Annotated in this window: 17 protein-coding genes; 8 read left to right on the top strand and 9 right to left on the bottom strand. The window is 35.0% G+C overall.

Translation table 11 applies throughout. From position 1 onward, the window contains the following. Positions 1-694 precede the first annotated feature (694 nt). The 3 genes from tnpA to P2W75_RS05880 all read left to right on the top strand — a co-directional run bounded on the left by tnpA (position 695) and on the right by P2W75_RS05880 (position 3,588). Entirely contained in the window at positions 695-1,156 is a 462-nt protein-coding gene (tnpA, locus tag P2W75_RS05890; protein ID WP_276379456.1) for an IS200/IS605 family transposase, read from the top strand. 4 nt (positions 1,157-1,160) lie between these two features. Then, entirely contained in the window at positions 1,161-1,913 is a 753-nt protein-coding gene (locus tag P2W75_RS05885) for a hypothetical protein (protein ID WP_276379455.1), read from the top strand. A gap of 70 nt (positions 1,914-1,983) precedes the next feature. Beyond that, a complete protein-coding gene (locus P2W75_RS05880) occupies positions 1,984-3,588 on the top strand; it encodes a fumarate hydratase (protein ID WP_276379453.1) in 1,605 nt (534 codons plus the stop codon). A 140-nt stretch (positions 3,589-3,728) separates the two neighbouring features. Here P2W75_RS05880 and P2W75_RS05875 read toward each other — a convergent pair whose 3' ends face one another. Together P2W75_RS05875 and dinB are read right to left on the bottom strand one after the other, a co-directional pair. Next, complete coding sequence (locus P2W75_RS05875) at positions 3,729-4,238, bottom strand: PAS domain-containing protein (protein WP_207298563.1); 510 nt, start codon at positions 4,236-4,238, stop codon at positions 3,729-3,731. A gap of 93 nt (positions 4,239-4,331) precedes the next feature. Continuing rightward, positions 4,332-5,417, bottom strand: a complete 1,086-nt coding sequence (gene dinB / locus P2W75_RS05870) for a DNA polymerase IV (RefSeq protein ID WP_207298562.1) — start codon at positions 5,415-5,417, stop codon at positions 4,332-4,334. 141 nt (positions 5,418-5,558) lie between these two features. On the opposite strand from dinB, the gene P2W75_RS05865 reads away from it, so the two are divergent. Beyond that, a complete protein-coding gene (locus P2W75_RS05865) occupies positions 5,559-6,293 on the top strand; it encodes a metallophosphoesterase family protein (protein WP_207298561.1) in 735 nt (244 codons plus the stop codon). A 46-nt stretch (positions 6,294-6,339) separates the two neighbouring features. Beyond that, a complete protein-coding gene (locus P2W75_RS05860; RefSeq protein WP_207298560.1) occupies positions 6,340-6,867 on the top strand; it encodes a DUF6646 family protein in 528 nt (175 codons plus the stop codon). Positions 6,868-6,938: 71 nt separating this feature from the next. Here the strand turns inward: P2W75_RS05860 and P2W75_RS05855 are convergent, their stop codons facing one another. Further along, complete coding sequence (locus P2W75_RS05855) at positions 6,939-7,826, bottom strand: S-adenosyl-l-methionine hydroxide adenosyltransferase family protein (RefSeq protein WP_276379447.1); 888 nt, start codon at positions 7,824-7,826, stop codon at positions 6,939-6,941. A gap of 204 nt (positions 7,827-8,030) precedes the next feature. On the opposite strand from P2W75_RS05855, the gene P2W75_RS05850 reads away from it, so the two are divergent. Then, positions 8,031-10,685: a TonB-dependent receptor gene (locus P2W75_RS05850; protein ID WP_276379446.1), complete on the top strand. Its 2,655-nt coding sequence runs from the start codon at positions 8,031-8,033 to the stop codon at positions 10,683-10,685. A 103-nt stretch (positions 10,686-10,788) separates the two neighbouring features. On the opposite strand, the gene P2W75_RS05845 is transcribed toward P2W75_RS05850, so the two are convergent. The 6 genes from P2W75_RS05845 to P2W75_RS05820 all read right to left on the bottom strand — a co-directional run bounded on the left by P2W75_RS05845 (position 10,789) and on the right by P2W75_RS05820 (position 19,859). Continuing rightward, a complete protein-coding gene (locus tag P2W75_RS05845; protein ID WP_276379445.1) occupies positions 10,789-13,566 on the bottom strand; it encodes a M4 family metallopeptidase in 2,778 nt (925 codons plus the stop codon). A gap of 351 nt (positions 13,567-13,917) precedes the next feature. After that, on the bottom strand, positions 13,918-14,574 hold the full coding sequence (locus P2W75_RS05840) for a CoA transferase subunit B (RefSeq protein WP_276379443.1): 657 nt from the start codon (positions 14,572-14,574) through the stop codon (positions 13,918-13,920). Positions 14,575-14,830: 256 nt separating this feature from the next. Continuing rightward, positions 14,831-15,532, bottom strand: a complete 702-nt coding sequence (locus P2W75_RS05835; RefSeq protein ID WP_207298555.1) for a CoA transferase subunit A — start codon at positions 15,530-15,532, stop codon at positions 14,831-14,833. Positions 15,533-15,698: 166 nt separating this feature from the next. Then, the gene (locus P2W75_RS05830; protein ID WP_207298554.1) at positions 15,699-18,005 is read right to left on the bottom strand and encodes a penicillin-binding protein 1A; all 2,307 of its coding nucleotides are present in this window, start codon (positions 18,003-18,005) and stop codon (positions 15,699-15,701) included. Positions 18,006-18,016: 11 nt separating this feature from the next. Further along, entirely contained in the window at positions 18,017-18,496 is a 480-nt protein-coding gene (locus P2W75_RS05825) for a gliding motility lipoprotein GldH (protein WP_207298553.1), read from the bottom strand. Then, positions 18,480-19,859 (bottom strand): regulatory iron-sulfur-containing complex subunit RicT, encoded by a 1,380-nt coding sequence (locus P2W75_RS05820; RefSeq protein WP_276379440.1) that lies wholly within the window; start codon positions 19,857-19,859, stop codon positions 18,480-18,482. Before P2W75_RS05820 ends, P2W75_RS05825 begins: the two co-directional genes overlap by 17 nt. Before the next feature lie 324 nt (positions 19,860-20,183). Here P2W75_RS05820 and P2W75_RS05815 point away from each other — a divergent pair, with 324 nt between their 5' ends. Both P2W75_RS05815 and P2W75_RS05810 read left to right on the top strand, forming a co-directional pair. Then, positions 20,184-20,612, top strand: a complete 429-nt coding sequence (locus P2W75_RS05815; protein ID WP_276379438.1) for a hypothetical protein — start codon at positions 20,184-20,186, stop codon at positions 20,610-20,612. 48 nt (positions 20,613-20,660) lie between these two features. Continuing rightward, positions 20,661-21,452 carry a hypothetical protein gene (locus tag P2W75_RS05810; protein ID WP_276379436.1) on the top strand — a complete coding sequence of 264 codons (792 nt, stop codon included), beginning with the start codon at positions 20,661-20,663 and terminating at the stop codon, positions 21,450-21,452. The last annotated feature ends 362 nt before the right edge of the window (positions 21,453-21,814 follow it).

Raw genomic sequence — 21,814 nt, 5'->3', positions numbered from 1 at the left:
GGATCTTCTATTCTGTATCGATACTTGTTTAAACCGGATTGAAATCCGGCTCTACAATATGTTTCTAGCCAATGGCTCTTGCTTCGGATTATTGAAACAGTTAACATTTCGAAAAAGTTCCGATAGGAATGAACAATATTGTAGCAAATCCCAATAACTATTCGACATGTCCGACATTAAGTTCCGATAGGAACGAATAATATGTAGCAACGGATTTTAATCCGTTGATCATTTACGACGTCCTATATTTAAATATTTGTTTAAACCATGTTGAAATTCGGCATTACCATATATTTCAAAACATAGCTCTTACTTCGAATTAATGTAACAATAAACAGTTCAAAAAAGTTCCGATAGGAACGAACGATCTTGTAGCAACGGATTTTAATCCGTTGATCATTTTGCGACGTCCTATATTTAAATATTTGTTTAAACCATGTTGAAATTCGGCATTACCATATATTTCAAAACATAGCTCTTACTTCGAATTAATGTAACAATAAACAGTTCAAAAAAGTTCCGATAGGAACGAACGATCTTGTAGCAACGGATTTTAATCCGTTGATCATTTTGCGACGTCCTATATGGAAGTTCCATCGGAACGACCGATATATTTACAAAAAAAGAAAGTTAAATATTACAAAAATTGATTTGAGTCAAACAAGAATGATTTATTTTGTAATAAAAAATCAGGATGGCAAACACATATCATCAAGTTTATCTTCAAATAGTATTTGCTGTAAAATACAGAAATGCTGTTATTGATGAAAAATGGCGACCTAAGTTATTATCAGTAATTGGACATTTAATTAATGAAACGGGATGCAAAACAATTATCGTTAATGGCGTAGAAGATCATGTTCATTGTCTGCTAGCATTAAAACCAACCATTACAATTTCAGAATTAATGAAAGCTGTAAAAGCAAAATCATCAAAATTTATAAACGAAAACCAATTGACAAAGTCTAAATTTTCATGGCAGGAAGGTTATGGTGTATTTTCATATAGCCAATCGCAAATTGAATCTGTTTATAAATACATTCAGAATCAAAAAGAGCATCATAAAAAGCAAAGCTTTAATGCTGAATATCTAAATTTTCTAAACAAATTCAAGGTTCACTACGAAGAAAAATATATTTTTGAAGAACTAATATGATGTTATGAAAATACAATACCTCTTCATTGCCATTCTTTTAACAGCTTGCCAAAAAGAACAAAAACAAAATCAGATCGCTTCTTTAACTTCAGCAGATACTACAAAAATTACGGCTGTTGACGATGATAAAACTATAAAAGAAAAATCACTTCAAATTGATACTATCCTTCTTTCTGAAGACAAAAATGCAAACGTCAGCCATATTTTAGTGAATCTTGTCAATCAAAAAGCAGACAAAGACAGCATCGTCACTTCAACTTTCCGACTTGATTTCTATCAGAATAAAAATCAAATCGCATCTTCAAAGGTTTCGATCAAACATTATGAAAAAGGTTCAGAATGGAGCGGCGTTTTAGGTTTGAACAACTCATCTGATAAAAATTCTTCTTTTATAAAAATTGATTCTGGTTATCCTGCCTGCGGATATACTTTTAGTAATTATTTATTTTATCTTAAAAACAATTCTCTACAACTTGTCCATGACTGGGAATCGATGTCTGACAGCGGCTGGGGAGTGTGGACAGAATTTGTGAATAACGATTCAAATACTGGAAAAGATCCTAAAATATTTTATTGCAAAACTGTTGCATTTGAACCCGGAGAAGATGATAATGAGGACTCTGGAGTTCTAAAATACTCGGATTCCATTTCGTTCTCGCTTCAAGGAAACCATTGGAAAAAGAAACTGCTTTCTGCAAAAGAGAAACCTTATTTCGAAAAAAAGATGAGCTTTAACGAGTTTCACAACCAGCAATAAACTGTTTTAGAGATCTAATTCAAATTCTTTCTTAGGTAAATAATTTCTAACTTTGTAAAAAAACAAAGAAATGATTGATTTTATATACCAAGATCCTTATCCTATTTTGAAGGATGATACTCAATACCGCAAAATTACTTCTGATTTTGTAAAAGTTGAAAAATTTGGAGAACGCGAAATTTTAACCGTTGATCCAAAAGGTTTAGAATTATTAGCAGAAGAAGCATTGACAGATGTTTCGTTTATGCTGAGAACATCTCATTTACAAAAATTAAGAAAAATTCTTGACGATCCAGAAGCAACTGATAATGATCGTTTTGTAGCTTACAATTTATTACAGAACGCGTCTGTTGCTGCCGAAGGTCAATTACCAAGCTGTCAGGATACGGGAACTGCGATTGTAATGGCAAAAAAAGGAGAAAGCATTTTCACGGGTGTTGATGATGCTGAATGGTTAAGCAAAGGAATCTTCAATACATACCAAAAACGTAATTTACGTTATTCTCAAATCGTTCCCATTTCAATGTTTGAAGAGAAAAACTCAGGTTCAAATCTTCCGGCACAAATTGATATTTATGCTAAAAAAGGAGCTTCTTATGAGTTCTTGTTTATGGCAAAAGGTGGCGGATCTGCGAATAAAACCTATTTATACCAACAGACTAAATCATTATTAAATGATAAATCTATGGATGCTTTCATTCGTGCTAAAATTAAAGATTTAGGAACTTCGGCTTGTCCTCCTTACCACTTAGCTTTGGTTATTGGCGGAACTTCTGCGGAAGCGAATTTAAGCGCTGTTAAAAAAGCATCTGCAGGATATTATGACCATCTTCCTACATCAGGAAACATGGCAGGGCAGGCATTTCGTGATATAGAATGGGAAGAGCGTGTTCAGAAAATCTGTCAGGAGAGTGAAATCGGTGCTCAGTTTGGAGGAAAATACTTTACACACGATGTTCGTGTAATTCGTTTGCCTCGTCACGCCGCTTCTTGTCCAGTTGGATTAGGAGTTTCATGTTCTGCAGATAGAAACATTAAAGGAAAAATCACCAAAGACGGAATCTTTGTTGAGCAGTTAGAAGTAAATCCAAAACAGTTTTTACCAGAAACAGCTCCACATTTAGAAGCTCCGGTTGAAATTGACTTAGATCAGCCAATGGCCGATATTTTGGCAAAATTGTCTCAATATCCTATCAAAACACGTTTAAAACTAAACGGAACTGTTATCGTGGCAAGAGATATTGCTCACGCAAAAATTAAAGAGCTATTAGACGCTGGAAAACCAATGCCGGATTATTTCAAAAACCATCCTGTGTATTACGCAGGACCTGCAAAAACGCCAGAAGGAATGCCTTCAGGAAGTTTTGGACCAACAACCGCTGGGCGTATGGACGTGTATGTAGATGAATTCCAGAAAAATGGCGGAAGTATGGTGATGCTTGCCAAAGGAAACCGTACTAAACAAGTAACGGATGCCTGCAACAAATACGGCGGATTCTATCTTGGTTCTATTGGAGGACCAGCTGCAATTTTAGCTCAAGACAACATTCTAAAAGTTGAAGTAGTTGATTTTGAAGAATTAGGAATGGAAGCCGTACGTAAAATCACTGTTAAAGATTTCCCTGCTTTTATCATTACTGATGATAAAGGAAATGATTTCTTCGAGAACTTGTAATTCTTAGATGCTAAGATACTAAGGTTCTGAGATCCTAAGTTTTTTTTAATATAAAAACCGCCTTTTGGGCGGTTTTGCTTTATATTGTCTTTCGAACTTAAAATGAGCGTGCTTTTGTGCAAATCTAGCGTGCTTCCCGGTTAAAATACAAGTTCTTCTTTATCTTCCTTTTCAAAGGCAATGAAATGCGAAAGTTTTCCTTTTAAATTATATACCGGAGTCGCATCTACATGACATTGGTATATTTTACCGTTTTTTTTGTAGTTTTTAATGGTTTTTACAAACGGCTTTTTTAAGTTGATGGATTCCCGTATTTCTTGTAAAGCAGATTTACATGTTTCCGGACCTTGAAACATTTTAGGAGTTTTACCCAGAACTTCATCTTCAAGATATCCGGTCATTCTTTTGATACCGCTTGAAGCGAAAATAATTTTAAGATTTAAATCGGTAATTAGAACTACTTCGTCTTTGATTCGTTCTGCGATTTTTAAGTTTTCTTCGTTCCAAGTAAACTGGCTGGAAATTTTACCGACTTTTTTCAAATCAGCAAAAGAAGCTTTTAATTCATTTAAGTATTCATAATGAAAATCTAGAGCCAGAATAGGCACCAAAGTTCGGCTTACGATTTCTTCAGAACTATTTTTTTTCATTTAAATGGATTTTAAGCATCCTTTTCACTCAAAGATAATATTTAAATTGCTTCAAAAAACCGCAAAAAATTATTTTGATAATTTTTTTGCAAATCAAAATTCAAACTTAAGCTGTACTACCACTGCTTTCTTTTCTTCATTACTCAAATTACTCAGTGAAATTCCGAGCAAACGAACTGAATCCTTCATCTTTTCCTGATACAAAAGTTCTTCTATAACTTCCATTATCAAACTTTTATCGGAAATAAAATAAGGCAGTGTTTTGCTACGTGTTTGTTGTGTAAAATCACTGTACTTTATTTTCAGCGTTACCGTTTTTCCCGAAACATCATGTCTTTTCAATCTTTTTTCCAAAGAAACTGCAATCCTGTCAAGCTGTTCCAGCATAAAGATTTCAGAAGAAAGGTTTACATCAAAAGTATGTTCTGCCGCCACAGACTTGGTTATTCGGTGCGGCTTTACTTCGCTGTTATGAATTCCCCGAACAACACTGTAATAAAAAGCACCTGACTTGCCGAAGTGTTTTTCTAAAAATTCTAATGATTTACTTTTTAGATCTAATCCGGTAAAAATACCAAGCTGATACATTTTTTCGGTAGTTACTTTCCCAACTCCGTAAAACTTTCGGATAGGAAGTTCTTCCAGAAAAGATATGATTTCATCAGGATTAACCGTTTTCTGTCCATTGGGTTTATTAATGTCGCTGGCAATTTTGGCCACAAACTTATTTACCGATATTCCAGCAGAAGCCGTTAATCCAACTTCATTTAAAATTCTCGATCTGATTTCCTGCGCCAATAAACTGGCACTTGGATTTCCTTTTTTGTTTTGGGTGACATCCAAATACGCTTCATCCAGCGAAAGCGGTTCAACTAAATCTGTATATTCATGAAAGATTTTATGAATTTTGGATGAAATTTCTTTGTATCGGTCAAATCTCGGGCGGACAAAAATAATATCCGGGCAATATTTTTTGGCCAAAACGCCGCTTATAGCACTTCTTACACCAAACTTTCTTGCTTCATAACTTGCCGCCGCCACTACTCCTCTGTTTTCTGAACCGCCAACTGCCAGCGGTTTTCCGCGCAAAGACGGATTATCCATCTGCTCTACAGAAGCATAAAAAGCGTCCATATCGATATGGATAATTTTGCGGTATGTAGGAGCATCATCTGACATTTTGCAAATTTAAAAAGGAAAGCCGTAAAAAGAACGCTGATCATAGTTATAAATAGTATCAATTTTTAAAGATTAACAACTAAATGAATTCAAACAAATCATTTTACTTATTTTTGTAGTTACTACCCGAAATATTTAAAAATGCGAACATTTGTTATAGGCGACATACACGGAGGATTACTCGCACTTGAACAGGTATTGAAGAAAGCCGAAGTTACTACAGAAGATACACTTATATTTTTAGGCGATTACGTTGATGGCTGGAGCCAATCAGCAGAGGTAATTGATTTTTTAATTGAATTGAAAAGCAGACAACACTGCATCTGCATTAGAGGAAATCATGATCAGCTGGCTTTGGACTGGCTGGAAAACCGACATGAAGATTTCGATGAAGAAATGTGGTACAAACATGGCGGAAAAGCTACTGTTGAAGGATATGCGAAGATTTCACCTGAAAGAAAAAAAGATCATATTGCGTTTTTCGAATCTTTGAAAGATTATTATCTGGATGATGAAAACCGGCTTTTTGTTCATGCCGGATTTACAAATCTGAATGGTGTAGTTTGGGAATATTTCCCGAAATTATTCTATTGGGACAGAACCCTTTGGGAATCTGCACTAGCTTTGGACCCAAATTTAAAACCAGATGATTTATATTATCCAAAGCGTTTTACGGTTTATAAAGAAATTTATATTGGACATACTCCTGTTACCAGAATTGGAAAAACAGTTCCGGTTAACAAAGCGTGCGTTTGGAATGTTGACACAGGAGCTGCTTTTAAAGGTCCGCTGACAATTATGAACGTGGATACCAAGGAGTTCTGGCAGAGCGACCCTTTAAATGAGTTGTATTCTAACGAAAAAGGTAGGAATTAATCTGTAAAAAACTAAATTTGCAGTCCAATATTAATATTTAAAGGTTATGAAAAAAGTTATTACATTTTTGTTTTTAGTATCATTTGGATTCACTCAGGCACAACAGGCTTTTAAAGGAAAAGGCGATATGAGAGTAAACATTGGTGCTAATCTTCAAGATGGCGGTTCTGGAATTCAAGGTTCGATAGATTTTGGTTTAGGAGAAAATTTCTCTTTCGGATTTGTGACTAGTTATTTACTTGGAGTAGATAATTTTAATGGTATTTACCACAACAATCCAACTCCATACTACGATTACAAACCAGAATTTAAAGATCGTTTTGATGCAAAAGCAAGAATTAATGCCAATTTAAGCAGTGTTATAGGAGTTGAGCAATTAGATGTATATCCAGGTTTAAGTTTAGGTTTACGTAATTTCGGCGGACACGTTGGAGGTCGTTATTTCTTTACTGACGGATTTGGTGTTTTCACAGAAATTGGATTCCCAATCGCAAAATACAGCAGCAACAATGATGTATTTGATCATTTAAACAATCAAGCCACTTTTAGTTTAGGAGCTTCATTCAGTTTATAATATAAAACTGTCAACGATATTCATAAAAAAACCGCTCAATTGAGCGGTTTTTTTTATCATCTTATTTAAAATCATTTGCTTAGCAGAATACTCCAATCCGATCCGCTGTAAATTTTATGTTTTGCCGAAAAGCTTCCCTGATTTACTGCCAGTGAAAAATTCAAAAGGCTGTTAAAATACGTAACATCTGTCCCTACAGGAACTTCACCAAAAGTATTTACGAGTTTTAATTTCCCATCATATACTTTTTGGGTACCGTTTAAAATTTGGATTTTCACAAAATCACCCGCTTTTAAATTCAAATTTGCAAAAGTCTTTTTATCAATATTTGTCCAAACATTTCCGTATTGAATATCCAAAATCGGAATACCGCCTTTGATTATGCCATTTTCGAAAACAGGTTTTTGGTAATCAATTTTAACTACTTCATTTGGCAGTTTTGGACCAACTTCTTCAAAAGTAATAGTTTTAGAGGCTAAACGTGCTCCCGTAAAAGCATACACATCACGCCCGTGAAACGTATATGATTCATTTGAATTCTGACGGCGGTTTTTTACCTCATCAATTTCACGTATTTCCTGAATCCCTAATTGTTCTGCAATTAAAGTTAAAGTTCCGTTATCTGGCGTTACGAAAAAATGACCTGATTTAGTCTGTAAAACAACTGAATGTCTTGCTGTACCTACTCCAGGATCGCAAACCGATACAAACACAGTTCCTGCAGGATAATATTGTGCTGTCTGCGATAAACGATAAGCAGCTTCCCAAATATTGAAAGCTGGGATTTCGTGTGTTAGGTCAAATATTTTCAAATCTGTTGAAACTCCCATTGCCACACCTTTCATAGCAGAAACCGCTCCATCTTTCAAACCAAAATCAGATTGAAAAACCAATACATTATTTTGGGCATAACTGCTGAATGTTATAACACACAAAAAAAGTAATATTCTTAATTTCATTTTTTATCTTTTTTAAATTTGAACAAAGATATTTCATTAAAGCCAAAAATTGCTAATGATACGATATAAAAAAATAGATTTTTAAATCAAATTACGTTTTTTACGATTACATTTGCATTTAATTCATTATCCTATATAAATACTAGGTAATTGTTTTTCTATTTTGAAAAAAGTTTGCCTATCAGTCAAAACCAAAACAATCATATGAGAAAAAAACTAAAATTTGTCATAACGGCTTTCCTCACTTTATCGAGTACGCTATTTTATGCGCAAAACCATGAGATAAAAGGGACTGTAACCAGTGAAAGCGGCAATCCGTTGGAATTTGCTACTATTTTTGTAAAAGGCTCACAAACCAGTACTACAACAGATGCTTTAGGAAAATTTACAATTTCAGCCACTCACAATTCTCCAACTTTAATCGTATCGCTGCTTGGTTATAAAACCAAAGAAATTGTAGCAAGAGATCATTTTGTAGACATTCAGCTGGAGTTTGAAAGCAACAGTCTTGATGAGATTGTCGTAGTGGGAAGTAGAAATCCTAAAAAGAGTAAACTTGAAACAGCTGTTCCAGTTGATGTTGTGAATCTGGCGAAAATCAGAAATACAACGCCACAGACTACTACAAACGATATCTTAACCTATTTAATTCCTTCTTTCAATTCAAACCGACAATCTTCTGCTGACGGAACTGAGCATATTGACCCAGCATCTTTAAGAGGTTTAGGACCAGATCAGGTTTTGGTTTTGATTAATGGAAAAAGAAGACACACTACATCATTAGTAAATTATCAAAATACGGTTGGTAACGGATCTGTTGGTACAGATTTGAGTGCTATTCCGGCTTCTGCCATTAAACGAATTGAAGTTTTGCGTGACGGCGCTGCAGCACAATATGGTTCTGATGCTATTGCAGGTGTAATCAACTTGGTTTTAAAAGATAATGCTGGACTTGAAGCAAATGCAACTTATGGAAGTACATCTAGAAATGACGGACAAACAACGAATCTGAATTTGAATTATGGAAGCAAAATTGGAAACAAAGGCGGTTTCATTAATCTTTCGGCTGAATTTAATGACCGTCAGAAAACAAACCGTTCGCAAAATCATAACCTGATTATTTTTGACCAATCTGCCCAAGGAAATTTTTTCGCTTATGATTTTGCCGATGATCCAGCGCAATCACGTCAGATTGATGACAATTTACTGGCACAAAATGGTTTGAAACGTGATGATTTTAATTTCCAGATTGGCGATGCCAAAATCCAGAATATTCAAGGATTCTTTAATGCTTCAATTCCATTAAATGATCATATTGAATTTTATGCAAATGGAGGTGTCAGCCACAGAAAAGGAACTGGTTATGGCTTCAGACGTTTGCCAAGCGAAACCGAAAGTGTTGTAACTTCAATATTTCCTTTTGGATTTCAACCTGAACTAAATTCGGTTGTCACAGATCTTTCTTCTTCTGTAGGTTTAAAATTTAAATTTGGTGAATGGAAACTTGACGTCAGCAATACCATTGGCGAAAACAAATTTGTATACGATGTTTCCAATACCAACAATTTTTCTTTGGGTGACAACAGTCCAACAGAATTTAAGGCGGGAAATCATTCATTTCTTCAAAACACTGTGAATGCTGATATTACAAGATTATACAAAGATGTTTTCAGCGGATTAAATGTGGCTTTTGGAGCTGAATACCGTTTCGAAAAATACAAAATCGTTCCAGGTGAAGAGGCTTCTTATGTCGATGGCGGCGCACAGTCGTTTCCTGGATTTTCTCCTTTGAATCAAGTAGATGAAAAGAGAAACAGTGTGGGAGTTTATGGGGATATTGAAGCGGATATAACTGATAAATTCTTAGTGGGAATTGCCGGGCGTTATGAAGATTATACTGATTTTGGAAGTACAATCAACGGTAAATTGTCTTTACGATATAAAATTTTGGATAATCTTTCTGTTCGTGGAGCCTTAAGTTCTGGTTTTAGAGCGCCTTCATTACATCAGCAGTATTTTAATAATATTGCGACTGATGTTGTTGACGGACAGCTTTTAAATTCAGGAATTTTTAGAAATGACAGCGAAGTAGCGAAACAACTTGGAATTCCGAAATTAAAAGAAGAGACTTCGAGAAACTACAGTTTCGGTATTGTATATTCGCCTTTAAAGCAATTACACATTACAGCCGATTATTATCATATTAGAATTGATAACCGAATCATTCTTACCGGAAATTTAGGCAATGATGCTTTTGGAGAACCGGTTCCTGAACTTCGTAATCTGTTTGCTCAATATGGCGCACAAACAGGTCGTTTCTTTACCAATGCAATTAACACGACTACAAACGGAGTTGACGTCGTAATTGATTATGATTTAAATCTGGGACGCGGTAAAATGAATCTTTCTTTGCTGTACAATTACAACGACAACAAAGTGGATGATAATCTGCATAATGTTCCTGCTATATTCGCAGGTCAGGAAGATGTATATTACGGTCCACAGGAAAGAAGCTTAATTGAATCTAACACCCCAAAACATAAAGGAACATTTGCTGTAAACTACAGCATAGACAAATGGAACTTCTTATTGAGAAATACGTACTTTGGAGAAGTAATTCGTGATGGTTTTCCTTTTGGCGGAATTCAAAAACACAACGGAAAAGTGGTTACCGATTTAACTGCTGCTTACAAAATAACCCCAAAAGTTCAGGTTGCCATTGGAGCAAACAATTTATTTGATGTTTTCCCAGATAAACAAATCTATGAAAACAGTTATTATGGTGTATTTAAATATGCGCCAGTTCAAATGGGCACAACAGGAGCTTATTACTTTGGAAGAATTAGTTTTTCTTTGTAAAAAGCAACGTTTTTAAAAAATAGAAAGCCGTCCAAATTAACTGTTTTGTGTATCACAGATTCAGTTTAAACTGGACGGCTTTTGCTTTTATGAAAATGAAGTACTATTTCTTAGCAAATTTCTTCACGATTTTTTTATCACCGCTTGTTAATTCGATCAGATAAATTCCTGTACTTAATTTGCTTACATCTACAGCATTTCCTGCAATTTTGCCTGAACCAAGCTGCTGTCCTAATGTATTGATAATTTTATACGAATATCCATCAGCTTCTTCAATTGAAACATTCAATTCTGTTTCTGCTGGATTTGGGTATAAAGCAAATTTTTCAGTTCCCGTTGTTTCGATTAAACCTGCTGCTACTTCTTGGTCAAGTGTACCAGAAGCTGTAATGTTGATGGTATAATCCTCAACTTGTCCATAAGAGAATCCTTCACAAGCTGTTGGTACAGAATTGTATTTCATAGAAACTCTAATTCTTGTGGTTCCAAGCGTTGCAGTCGATGGAATTGTAATTGTTCCTGTAACCGGAGTGGTTTTAGAAGCTGTTTTCGTCCAAACCGTTTCACCTGAATCTGAAAAATCTCCATCTTGGTTGTAGTCGATAAATACGGCATACCCTTCGTTATAAATAGTCGATGTCCAAGTTGGTGTTATGGTAATCGTATATGCTGTTCCTCTAGCCGCATTGGTAGAAATTGATGTAAAATTCTCGTACCCTGTAGTTGCAGTAGATGTGTTATTGATTGTTCCGAAAACAACTTTACCAATTCTTTCGTCGGCTGCACTACTTCCTTGAGAAGTACAATATGTTACAGAAGTTGCAGTTGTTGTAACATTTACACTACTGCTTGAAGCAGAAACATTTCCAGCCGCATCTTTTGCTTTCACACTAAAAGTATACGCTGTTGAAGGTGTTAAACCCGTAACGGTGTATGTTGTAGTAGTAGATGATCCTTTAAACGCCGTTCCTTGATAAATATCGTAACCTGTAACAGCCACGTTATCTGTTGAAGCTGTCCAAGATAAATTCGTTGTTGTTCCAGTTGTACCAGAAGCTGCTAAACCAGTTGGTGCAGAAGGTGGTGTTGTATCTGTTGATCCAGAATAAGCTGCTCCTACTCCAATAGCATAAAATGCATTTGTTGTTGCAATAACTTCTGCAGAACCTGCTCCGTATAAATCAATAGCTGATTGAATTCCAGAAGTTCTAGCATTTGCAAAAGTTGAATTTGAAGTTAAGTAAACGTCTTCCAATCTAAATGCAATTTTGGCTGCTTTGTCGATTCCAATACCTGTTACGCTATAAGAACTTCCAATATCATTTGTTCCTGTTTTTCCAACAGATAAAATATAAAACCAGTGGTTAAAAACTCCAGAGTTAGTATGTACACCGCAATAGTCATTACTGCTCGTTGGCGTACAGCTTACACTAATCCAGTTTGTTCCTCCATAAGTATCCGGCTGGCCTTCAGCTTTTGGATTACTCATTGAACGAAGCGCTATGTGTCCGCTTCTTCTTTCTATATCTTCACCCACTAACCAAGTTGATTTTGTTGGTGCTGCACGATATTCAATACAAGCTGCCCAGATATCAGAGAAAGCTTCGTTCATCGCTCCAGATTCTTTTTGATAGGCTAAATTAGCAGTGTATGTACAAACAGCGTGTCCAATTTCGTGACCAGCAACGTCTAAAGATGTCAAAATATCAAAACCTCCCGTTCCGCTTCCGTCACCGTAAGTCATTACACTTCCGTTCCAGAAAGCATTATTATTGCTAGAATATCCAGCAGCAATTAAATTGTAATGCACATAACTTTTGATTTTCGCTCCAGCATCGTCATAACTGTTTCTGCCATGCACCGCTGACCAATAATCATAGGTCATTTCAGCGCCCCAATGAGCATCAAGCGCACCGTTGTCTTTATTGGTATTGTTGTATTCAGCAGCTGTCCAATTGTTATCTGCATCCGTAAAGTTGGTGGTTGGATACGTTGCTGTTCTAGCTGAGTTATAAGTTTGGATTCCGTTTCCGCGAGTTCCATCAAGCAGAATATAAGATGAACCGCTTAAGCTAGTCTGGATTGTCTGCGTTCCACTGTAACGAGTTTCTGCATTGGCCGCTACGATAGCTTTTTTAGCAAGTGCCGTTTCGTTTTTTACAGCACTTCCTGCCGATGCTTTTCTTGCATGAACATTATCATGTAAATGTTTTATGGTAGCATTATAAAATAATGCTTTTCCTGTTTCGGCATCAATGTAAAGATCTCCGCGGCTTAATGGTTTAGTGGCATAAATGTCAAATTTATAAGCCAGACGAATATTATCTCCTGCGCGTTTTTCTCCTTGCTGTTCCATATTTGGTAACAGAACCAGTTCGCCTTTTGGTTTAGCATAACCTAATTCGGCAGCATCAAGAGGTTTTTCCCAAAGATATTCTGATGCATGAGTGTACTGCAATGCTTTATTGAAAGCCTGATCTGCAGAAAGTGACGGAGAAAGTTTCACATTTTCAATGTTGTAGTATTCACCATTCATTGAAACTACTTTTCCATCTTTAGAATGCAGGGTGTAATTGGCAAACTCTACTTTGATTCCTTGTTCATACAATTGGAATTTTTCGTGAGTGTAACCTTGTTTGTCAGATTCAGTTCTGACTTTTTGGAAAGATTGAGTGTCTTTTAGTCCTAATTGTTCTTTAAACACTCTTTGGTAATCTGAACCTTTGTAACTTGACAGTTCGTTAAAAGTAATTAAACTGGGCTGTCCGTTTTCTGAAACGCTTTTTTGTTTCACCTGTTTATCGGTTACCTGGGCAAAAGCCGAAACTGAAAAACTTAGCACAAAGGCTGCTGTAATAATTTTTGGTAATTTTCTTTTCATAACTTCTTGGGGTTTTTAGTTTGGGTTAATGTTTACAAATTGTCAATGATAAAGTAAGTAAATACTTAAATTTGGTGATAAAAGTATTTTAAATTTGTTAGATAATCGATGAAATTTGCCGTTAATCGATAAAATGCAACATTTTTTACTTAAATTTTACTTTTATATAACATTATGTGAAAAATTCACAAAGAAAAGTGCGAAAATTTGTATAGTAATTAAACTTAAACTATTGAAGAACAATACAAAAAGCCAAAAAATCATCAAAAAAGAAGTTCTTTTTTAACTTTATCGCATAAAAAAAGCCAGCTTATTACAAACTGGCTTCATTTTTTAAAGAATGCTATTTTTTTAATTGATATTCATTTCTGGAATTTCGCCTTCAATTATCAAATCAGCTTCCGTAGAATTAATAATGTGCTCCACTGAGATACCTGGCGCTCGTTCTAAGAGCTTAAAACCTTTTTCGGTTACTTCGAGAACGGCAAGCTCAGTTACTACTTTTTTAACGCATCCTACGCCTGTTAATGGTAAAGTACATTTTTTTAATATTTTTGATTCTCCGGCCTTATTAACGTGCATCATGGCTACGATAATATTTTCTGCAGAAGCAACCAAATCCATAGCACCTCCCATTCCTTTTACCATTTTTCCCGGAATCTTCCAATTGGCGATATCTCCGTTTTCAGAAACTTCCATGGCTCCCAGAATAGTCAGATCGACTTTTTGGCTTCGGATCATTCCGAAACTAAAAGCCGAATCAAAGAAACTGGCTCCAGGAAGAGTGGTTATGGTTTGTTTTCCCGCATTGATTATATCCGCATCTTCTTCTCCTGCAAAAGGAAAAGGTCCCATACCCAAAACTCCGTTTTCACTCTGAAATTCTACCGAAATATCTTCACGTACATAATTCGCCACCAAAGTTGGAATTCCAATACCTAGATTAACGAAATATCGGTCTTTTACTTCTTTTGCAATTCGTTTTGCTATATCTTCTTTATTTAACATATTTTGAATGTGTCAATTTGGAAATTAGATAATTAGACAATGCCTATTTCGCAATCTAAATGAATTATCTAATTATCACATTTTCTAATTATTTTAATGTGCCAGTTCGTCAATTTGATAATGAGATAATCTTTTCGCAATCTGAATTAATTATCTAATTGTCGCATTTCCTAAATTATTTTAATGTGCCAATTAGTTAATTAGATAATTTAAACACAATGTGAAAAATTATCTAATTGGCACATTTTCTAATTATCTAATTTCTAGCGCGCACTGTTCGCTGTTCAATTCTTTTTTCGAATTTTTCTCCTTGAAAGATTCTCTGAACCATAATCCCCGGAATGTGTATTTGGTTTGGATCTAGAGTTCCGACAGGAACCAGCTCTTCGACTTCGGCAATGGTAATTTTTCCGGCACCAGCCATGCAGGCATTAAAGTTTCTGGCAGTTCCTTTGAAGATTAAATTTCCGGCTTCATCACCTTTCCATGCTTTTACGATTGAAAAATCAGCTTTGAAAGCTTCTTCCATAATATGCATTTTTCCATTGAATTCGCGGACTTCTTTTCCTTCCGCTACTTCAGTTCCATAACCCGCAGGAGTAAAAAAAGCAGGAATTCCTGCCTGAGCAGCACGGCATTTTTCTGCTAAAGTTCCTTGCGGTGTCAACTCGACTTCTAATTCACCCGAAAGCATCTGACGTTCAAATTCAGCATTTTCACCCACATACGAAGAAATCATTTTTTTGACTTGTTTCTTTTGCAGAAGCAATCCCAGACCAAAATCATCTACACCGGCATTATTGGAAATACAAGTTAAATCTGAAATTGAAGTATTTACCAAAGCTGCAATTGTATTTTCAGGAATACCGCACAAACCAAAACCGCCAAACATAATTGTCATTCCAGTTTCGATTCCTTTGATTGCTTCCTGAACGTTATTCACTTTTTTTGTTATCATAACAAACTGTCTTTATTACCATTTAATTTTGATAAAAATACTATTTTCTGATCAAATTATAACGATTTCGTAAAAAATAAAAAAGGTGTGTAAAAAAATATCCTTTTGTCATCTTCTTTGTAATTGAAGGTTCCAAAAGGATATTGTTTCATTGAATATTTTTTAACTACAGCTCGAACTCGTCTGTATTTTGTTCGGTTTGTGTAGTGTCTTTAACTACTGCCGGTCTTTGGTAACAATCTACTTTGATTGAAAGGTTTGCCGGACGTTCAAATTCTGAATTAGAAACCTGAAGGTCTTTATCTGCATAACAAAGTTTCATGAAATACGCCCAAACTGGTAAGGCAGCAGTTGCTCCTTGTCCGTATGTTAAGCTCTTGAAACGTGCTGAACGGTCTTCACATCCAACCCATACTCCAGTTACTAAGTTGGGCACCATTCCCATAAACCAACCATCTGACTGGTTTTGTGTGGTTCCTGTTTTACCGGCAATTGGGTTTTTAAACATGTATGGATATCCTGTCCAACGGTTGTCTCCGCTTCCTCCACCTTGCGTACGTAAACGTGCTCCTGAACCTGTTTCGGTTACACCTTCTAATAATTTGATTACGGCAAATGCGATATCTTTATTTAATACATCATGGGATTCTGGAATTGGTTCGTAAATTACCTCTCCGCTTTTGTTTTCAATACGGCTTAAAAACTGAGGTTTTACATACACTCCTTGATTGGCAAATGTGCTGTACGCAGCCACCATATCTTCAACAGTAATATCAACCGCTCCTAATGCAATTGACGGCTGCACTGGAATTTCTGTTTTTACACCTAATTTTCTAGTTAAGTCAACTACCGCTTCTGGGCTTGTTCTATCAATTAATTTCGCCGAAACGGTATTAATAGAGTTTGCCAAGGCTTGTTTTAAAGTCACCATTCCTCTGTATCTGTAATCCGAGTTTCTTGGCTCCCAATCTTCGGTTACGTGGTGACGCCCTTTGTGAATCATGAAAGGCCCATCGAGTATAGAATCGCAAGGTGACATATTCAATTCTTCGATAGCAGTTGCGTACACAAATGGTTTAAATGTAGAACCCACTTGTCTTGCACCTTGTCCTACGTGATCGTATTGGAAGTATTTGTAATTGATTCCTCCAACCCAAGCTTTAATGTTACCTGTTTGAGGCTCCATTGCCATTAATCCAGATTGTAAGAAGTGTTTATAGTAACGAATAGAATCAAACGGTGTCATTACAGTATCGCGTTCTCCTTTCCAGGTAAAGACACGCATTTTAGTTTTCACCTTAAACGAAGCGATAATGTCATCTTCGCTTTTATCCATTTCTTTCATTTGTGCCCAGCGAACAGAGTTTTTCATAGCCTGCGTCATGATACGATCTGTTTCTGCTTGTGTGATATTTACAAAAGGAGCATTTTTATTGTTTTTTTGTTCAATAAAAAATTGCTGCTGTAGGTTTTTCATATGTTCAGCAACAGCTTCTTCTGCGTATTTCTGCATTCTGGAATCAATGGTTGTGTAAATTCTTAAACCATCTTTGTAAATATCGTATTCCGTTCCGTCAGGTTTTTTGTTTTCAGTTACCCATTTTTTCAAGTAATCACGAAGATATTCTCTAAAATAAGTAGCCGTTCCTTCACGGTGGCTTTCTAATTTAAATTTTAAAGCGATTGGTAGAGCCTGCAGTCTTTCTTTTTCAGCTTCAGAAATCATTTTTGCTTTTACCATTTGTCCAAGAACTACATTACGACGGTTTTTAACGCCTTCAGGATTTCTTACTGGATTGTAAAGTCCTGAGTTTTTGAACATTCCAACTAACATTGCTGATTCGTCGATTGTTAGGTCTTTAGGATCTTTTGAAAAATAGGTCTGTGCTGCCGAACTTACTCCAACAGAATAGTTTCCGAAGTCGTAGACATTACAGTACATGGCAATGATTTCATTTTTGGTATATTGTCTTTCCAGACGAATGGCAATAATCCATTCTTTAACTTTTTGCAGAATTCTGAAAGGTAAAAAACGAGAACCTTCTCCGTGAAACAACTGTTTTGCCAGCTGTTGCGTTAAAGTACTTGCTCCACCATTTGTTCCTAAACTAAAAACAGCTCTTAAAGTTCCACGTCCGTCAATTCCTGAGTGTTCGTAGAAACGAGCATCTTCGGTAGCTACTAAAGCTTCTACCAAACTTTTAGGAAGATCCGAATATTTAAGCTGAGATCTGTTGGTTTTGAAATATTTACCAATTACAACACCGTCAGACGAAATGATTTCGGTCGCCAAATTAGAGTCTGGGTTTTCTAAGTCTTCAAAAGAAGGCATTGAGCCAAAAAGTCCCCAAGAGGCAAATAAAAAGAAAGCCAAAACGCCTAACAGAGAATAGGCAAAAATTCTCCAGAATTTCTTTTTGTAGTAATTAATATCCTTAACGGTATTGGTTTGATTGTTTTTTTTAGCAGCCATATAACTTATTTCTAATCTTTTTGTTCTATTCTAAAACCTACGTCTGTAATACCTTCCAAAGCTTGTACACCTGGAATTTTTCCAGATTCTCTAACAGCTTGTTTGATATGTACTTTGTATTTTCCTCTAAATTTCACGTCTTCTTTATAAAAAAGTTTACTTTCTTTTATGTCCGTAAATCCATTTCCCATAAGCGTTCCGTCGGGATTTGCCATTTGGTATTCTAAAGTATCGACTTTGGTAAAACCGCTTGGCGTTTCCATGGCAACAATCAAAAATAAATTATTGAATGGATAATTGTTGTTGTCCCTTACATTTACAAACAGGTTGTATTTTTTCGTAGAATCCAAAACCGGCAGGTTAAAAGTTACCACACTGTCTTTGTGCCAAGCACTCCCAACAGATTTGTACTCATCAAATACTCTTTTTTTATCGCATGAAAAAAGAAGTATTGCTGCCAAAAGAAGAATCCCGCTATTTTTTATTCTCATTTTTAGTATTCGTTATTGGTTTTCTAGGTTCAGCCGATTTATTTTCATTTGAGTTCTGCTTATTCGGATTGTTTTTATTCGAATTGTGCTTCTTCTTATGATTTTGTTTATTTGGATTGTTTGGCTTATTCGCATTACCATTGTTCGGATTATTATTTCCTGCTGGTTTAGCGTTATTGGTATTTTTTTCCTGCTGTGGTTTTGCCGGAGTAGCAACACCAGCTGTTTCAGCAGTTTGTTTGCGTTTGCGGTTTGGTTTTTTCTTTCTTTTTGGCTGGTCAAAACGGGTTAAACTTTCCTGACCCATTGCGTTGTTAAAGTCTTTTTCAGGTTCTGAAGTAACTTCAATTGCAAAATCTTCTAAAGAAGAAACTTTGTTTTTTTGTTTATTCTCGGCAATGATTTCTTTTACCTGATCGATTTTTAAAACATGCCAGTTTGCAAAGTTGTTGGTATACGCAAACCACATTAATCCTTTAAAAATATCTTGCTTTTGACAAACTGCATCGCCTTTTTCTGTAATTAGTTTTGTATCGTAATCCGGAAAATCTTTTAAAGCATCCATGTACGTGTCTAACTCATAGTTCAGACAGCATTTTAACTTTCCGCATTGTCCTGCTAATTTCTGCGGATTCAATGATAATTGCTGATAACGTGCTGCAGAAGTATTTACACTTCTAAAATCGGTCAGCCAAGTCGAACAGCAAAGTTCACGTCCGCAAGAACCAACTCCACCTAAACGAGCAGCTTCCTGACGGAAACCAACTTGTTTCATTTCGACTCTGGTACTGAATTCTTTCGCAAAATCTTTAATCAGCATTCTAAAATCGACACGATCATTTGCGGTGTAATAAAAAGTTGCTTTAGATCCGTCGCCTTGAAATTCAATATCCGAAATTTTCATTTCCAATTTATGCTGAATCGCTAATTCACGTGCACGAACTTTCATTGGTTCTTCACGATCGCGCGCTACAGACCAGATATCGATATCTTTTTGAGATGCTTTTCTATAAATTTTTGGAACGTCGTTACTTTCGTAATTCACTCCTTTTTTCTTCATTTGAATCTTTACCAATTCGCCTGTAAGAGTTACAATTCCAATATCATGTCCTGGTGAAGCAACAGTTGCTACAATGTCACCAATACTTAAAGTTAATTTCTCTGAATTTCTAAAAAATTCCTTACGTCCGTTTTTAAAACGTACCTCAACACAATCAAAAATCGCCTCACCATTAGACGGACTCATGTTTGCGAGCCAGTCAAAAACCGTCAATTTATTGCAGCTATCGGTGCCGCAAGTCCCATTATTTTTACAACCCTTTGGTGCGCCACCATCTGAGGTTGAACAACTTGTACATGCCATAATTATATATGTAGTGCTGCCAAAATACAGCTTAAGTTCATAAACGTTTGATCGGTAAAGATAGTATTTTTTTTATTTGGCTATTTATAGATTAATTCTAAAGGGTTGTTAAATAAAAAATGTAATGATTTCAAAAAAATTACAATTTAAAAATTCTGCTTTAAATTTTTCTCATTTTTCTAATATAACGAGTTTAAAAAAAACTTATTCTACTCGTTTTATGACGTATAGAGGTCATTTTCAATAATTTTCAAAATTACTTTTGTGGGTTAAATTCGAGCACAAAACACTGAAATAAAAATCAGAAAATAAAAAATTCAAAAAATGGAAATTAAAAACTACAGAACTATTACCAAAGAAGAGAAAGAAGAAATAAATAGACTTGCTTCTAACTTATACCCTTTATTAAAAATAGATGATAACGAGTCAAATTCTACAATTTTACAAAAAATGAAAGAATTTGTCGAAAATCTAAAGATTAGCAACAATGAAGAAATAGAAAAATTTGCTTTTGAATTAGGTTCTCTTTTTGGAAATATTATTTGCAAAGAATATGGATGGGAATGGCATAGTATAACTACTCCTGATAATCAACTCTATTGTGTTTCCTCACCAAAAAATAAAGCATGCTGCATTTGCCACAATTACTTTTATTCTATCCTTAATAAATCCCATTCAAACAATTTCAATCTTTTATTCAACATGATTGAGAAAAACTATCCTAAAGACTGGCACTTTATGGTTTTATCATAATGATAGTAGTTCTGAATTTAAACTTATAATTACATTTAAAATAAAAAAATGGCAATTGACGGTGTTAAAATAATAGATAGCGATTCAGCTCATGACATTTACAACTCAATAATGGAAATGTATCATTATGGAAAAAGCATAGAAGATATACGATTTCAAATAGATCAACTTGAATCTGACTATTCTTTCAATGATTTAGAAATCGAAATATATACTACATCTTATGCTTTAGCAATGTGGGAAATCGGTGAACTTACTAAAGAACAACTCCAAAAAGTTAGAAATTTAATAAACAAAGGTGTTTCTCCATTATGGAGTAAAATTGGTTCACAAGCACAAGAAAAACGTAAAGTTGAACTTGAAAAATTTCTTGATAAAGTTACCAATCCTAATCCAAAAATAAAAAAACGTAAAAATTACAAACTAATCACTGATTTTATTTTTGAACCTAATGATGTCTTGATTTTCAAACTTGACAAAAAAAATTATGGCGCAGCCATTTTAGTAAATGTTTATAATGACCGTGGAAAAGGTTATTACGATTTTACTGAAGTCATTTTACAAACAAATGAGAAACCAACATTAGAAATGGTAAAATCTTCAAAAGTGTATGCTCGAAAGAATATCGGTTTTGATAATCCAAAAACAATTAATCATAAAGACTTTCTTTTATTTAGCGACAAATTTGAGAAGATTGGAAAAGTAAACATTCGCAAAAAAGACAGACAATTAGGGGGAATATCTCCAAAAATCGATTTTAAAGATTTTTGTGACGATTGGAATTGGGATGGAGGCAGAATGAAAAAAAAGACCTATTTTTTAAGTGAATTTTTGGAATAATTCATTGTCGAATGGAAGATATAATTCAATTGCACAAACTAGAAGAAAATATTCCCATACATATGATCAACTACAATCAACTATTAATCATCTTTTCTGAATTTATACAACAGTTGATTCGGTGCAAAATCACGAAAATTACCAAACCATGATTTCGGATTTAATGAAAAAAGAAGGCGAAACATACGGTTCTTAATTAGCATCTTTTTTGTAAAATACCTTATTCTGTTCATTTTATGCCGTAAAAAGCCTTTTTAACTTTTTATACTGAAATATATTTGTAATTTTTATGTTTTATCTTACAGCATCGTTTGGAAAGGCAGCAATTGCGTACCAAACTGCAATAAAATTATCATTCATTT

It is taken from the genome of Flavobacterium sp. H4147 (genome assembly GCF_029360735.1).
Lineage (GTDB): Bacteria > Bacteroidota > Bacteroidia > Flavobacteriales > Flavobacteriaceae > Flavobacterium > Flavobacterium endoglycinae.
The sequence above is the reverse complement of the archived record's forward strand: the minus strand, read 5'-3'. Positions and strand labels throughout refer to the sequence as shown.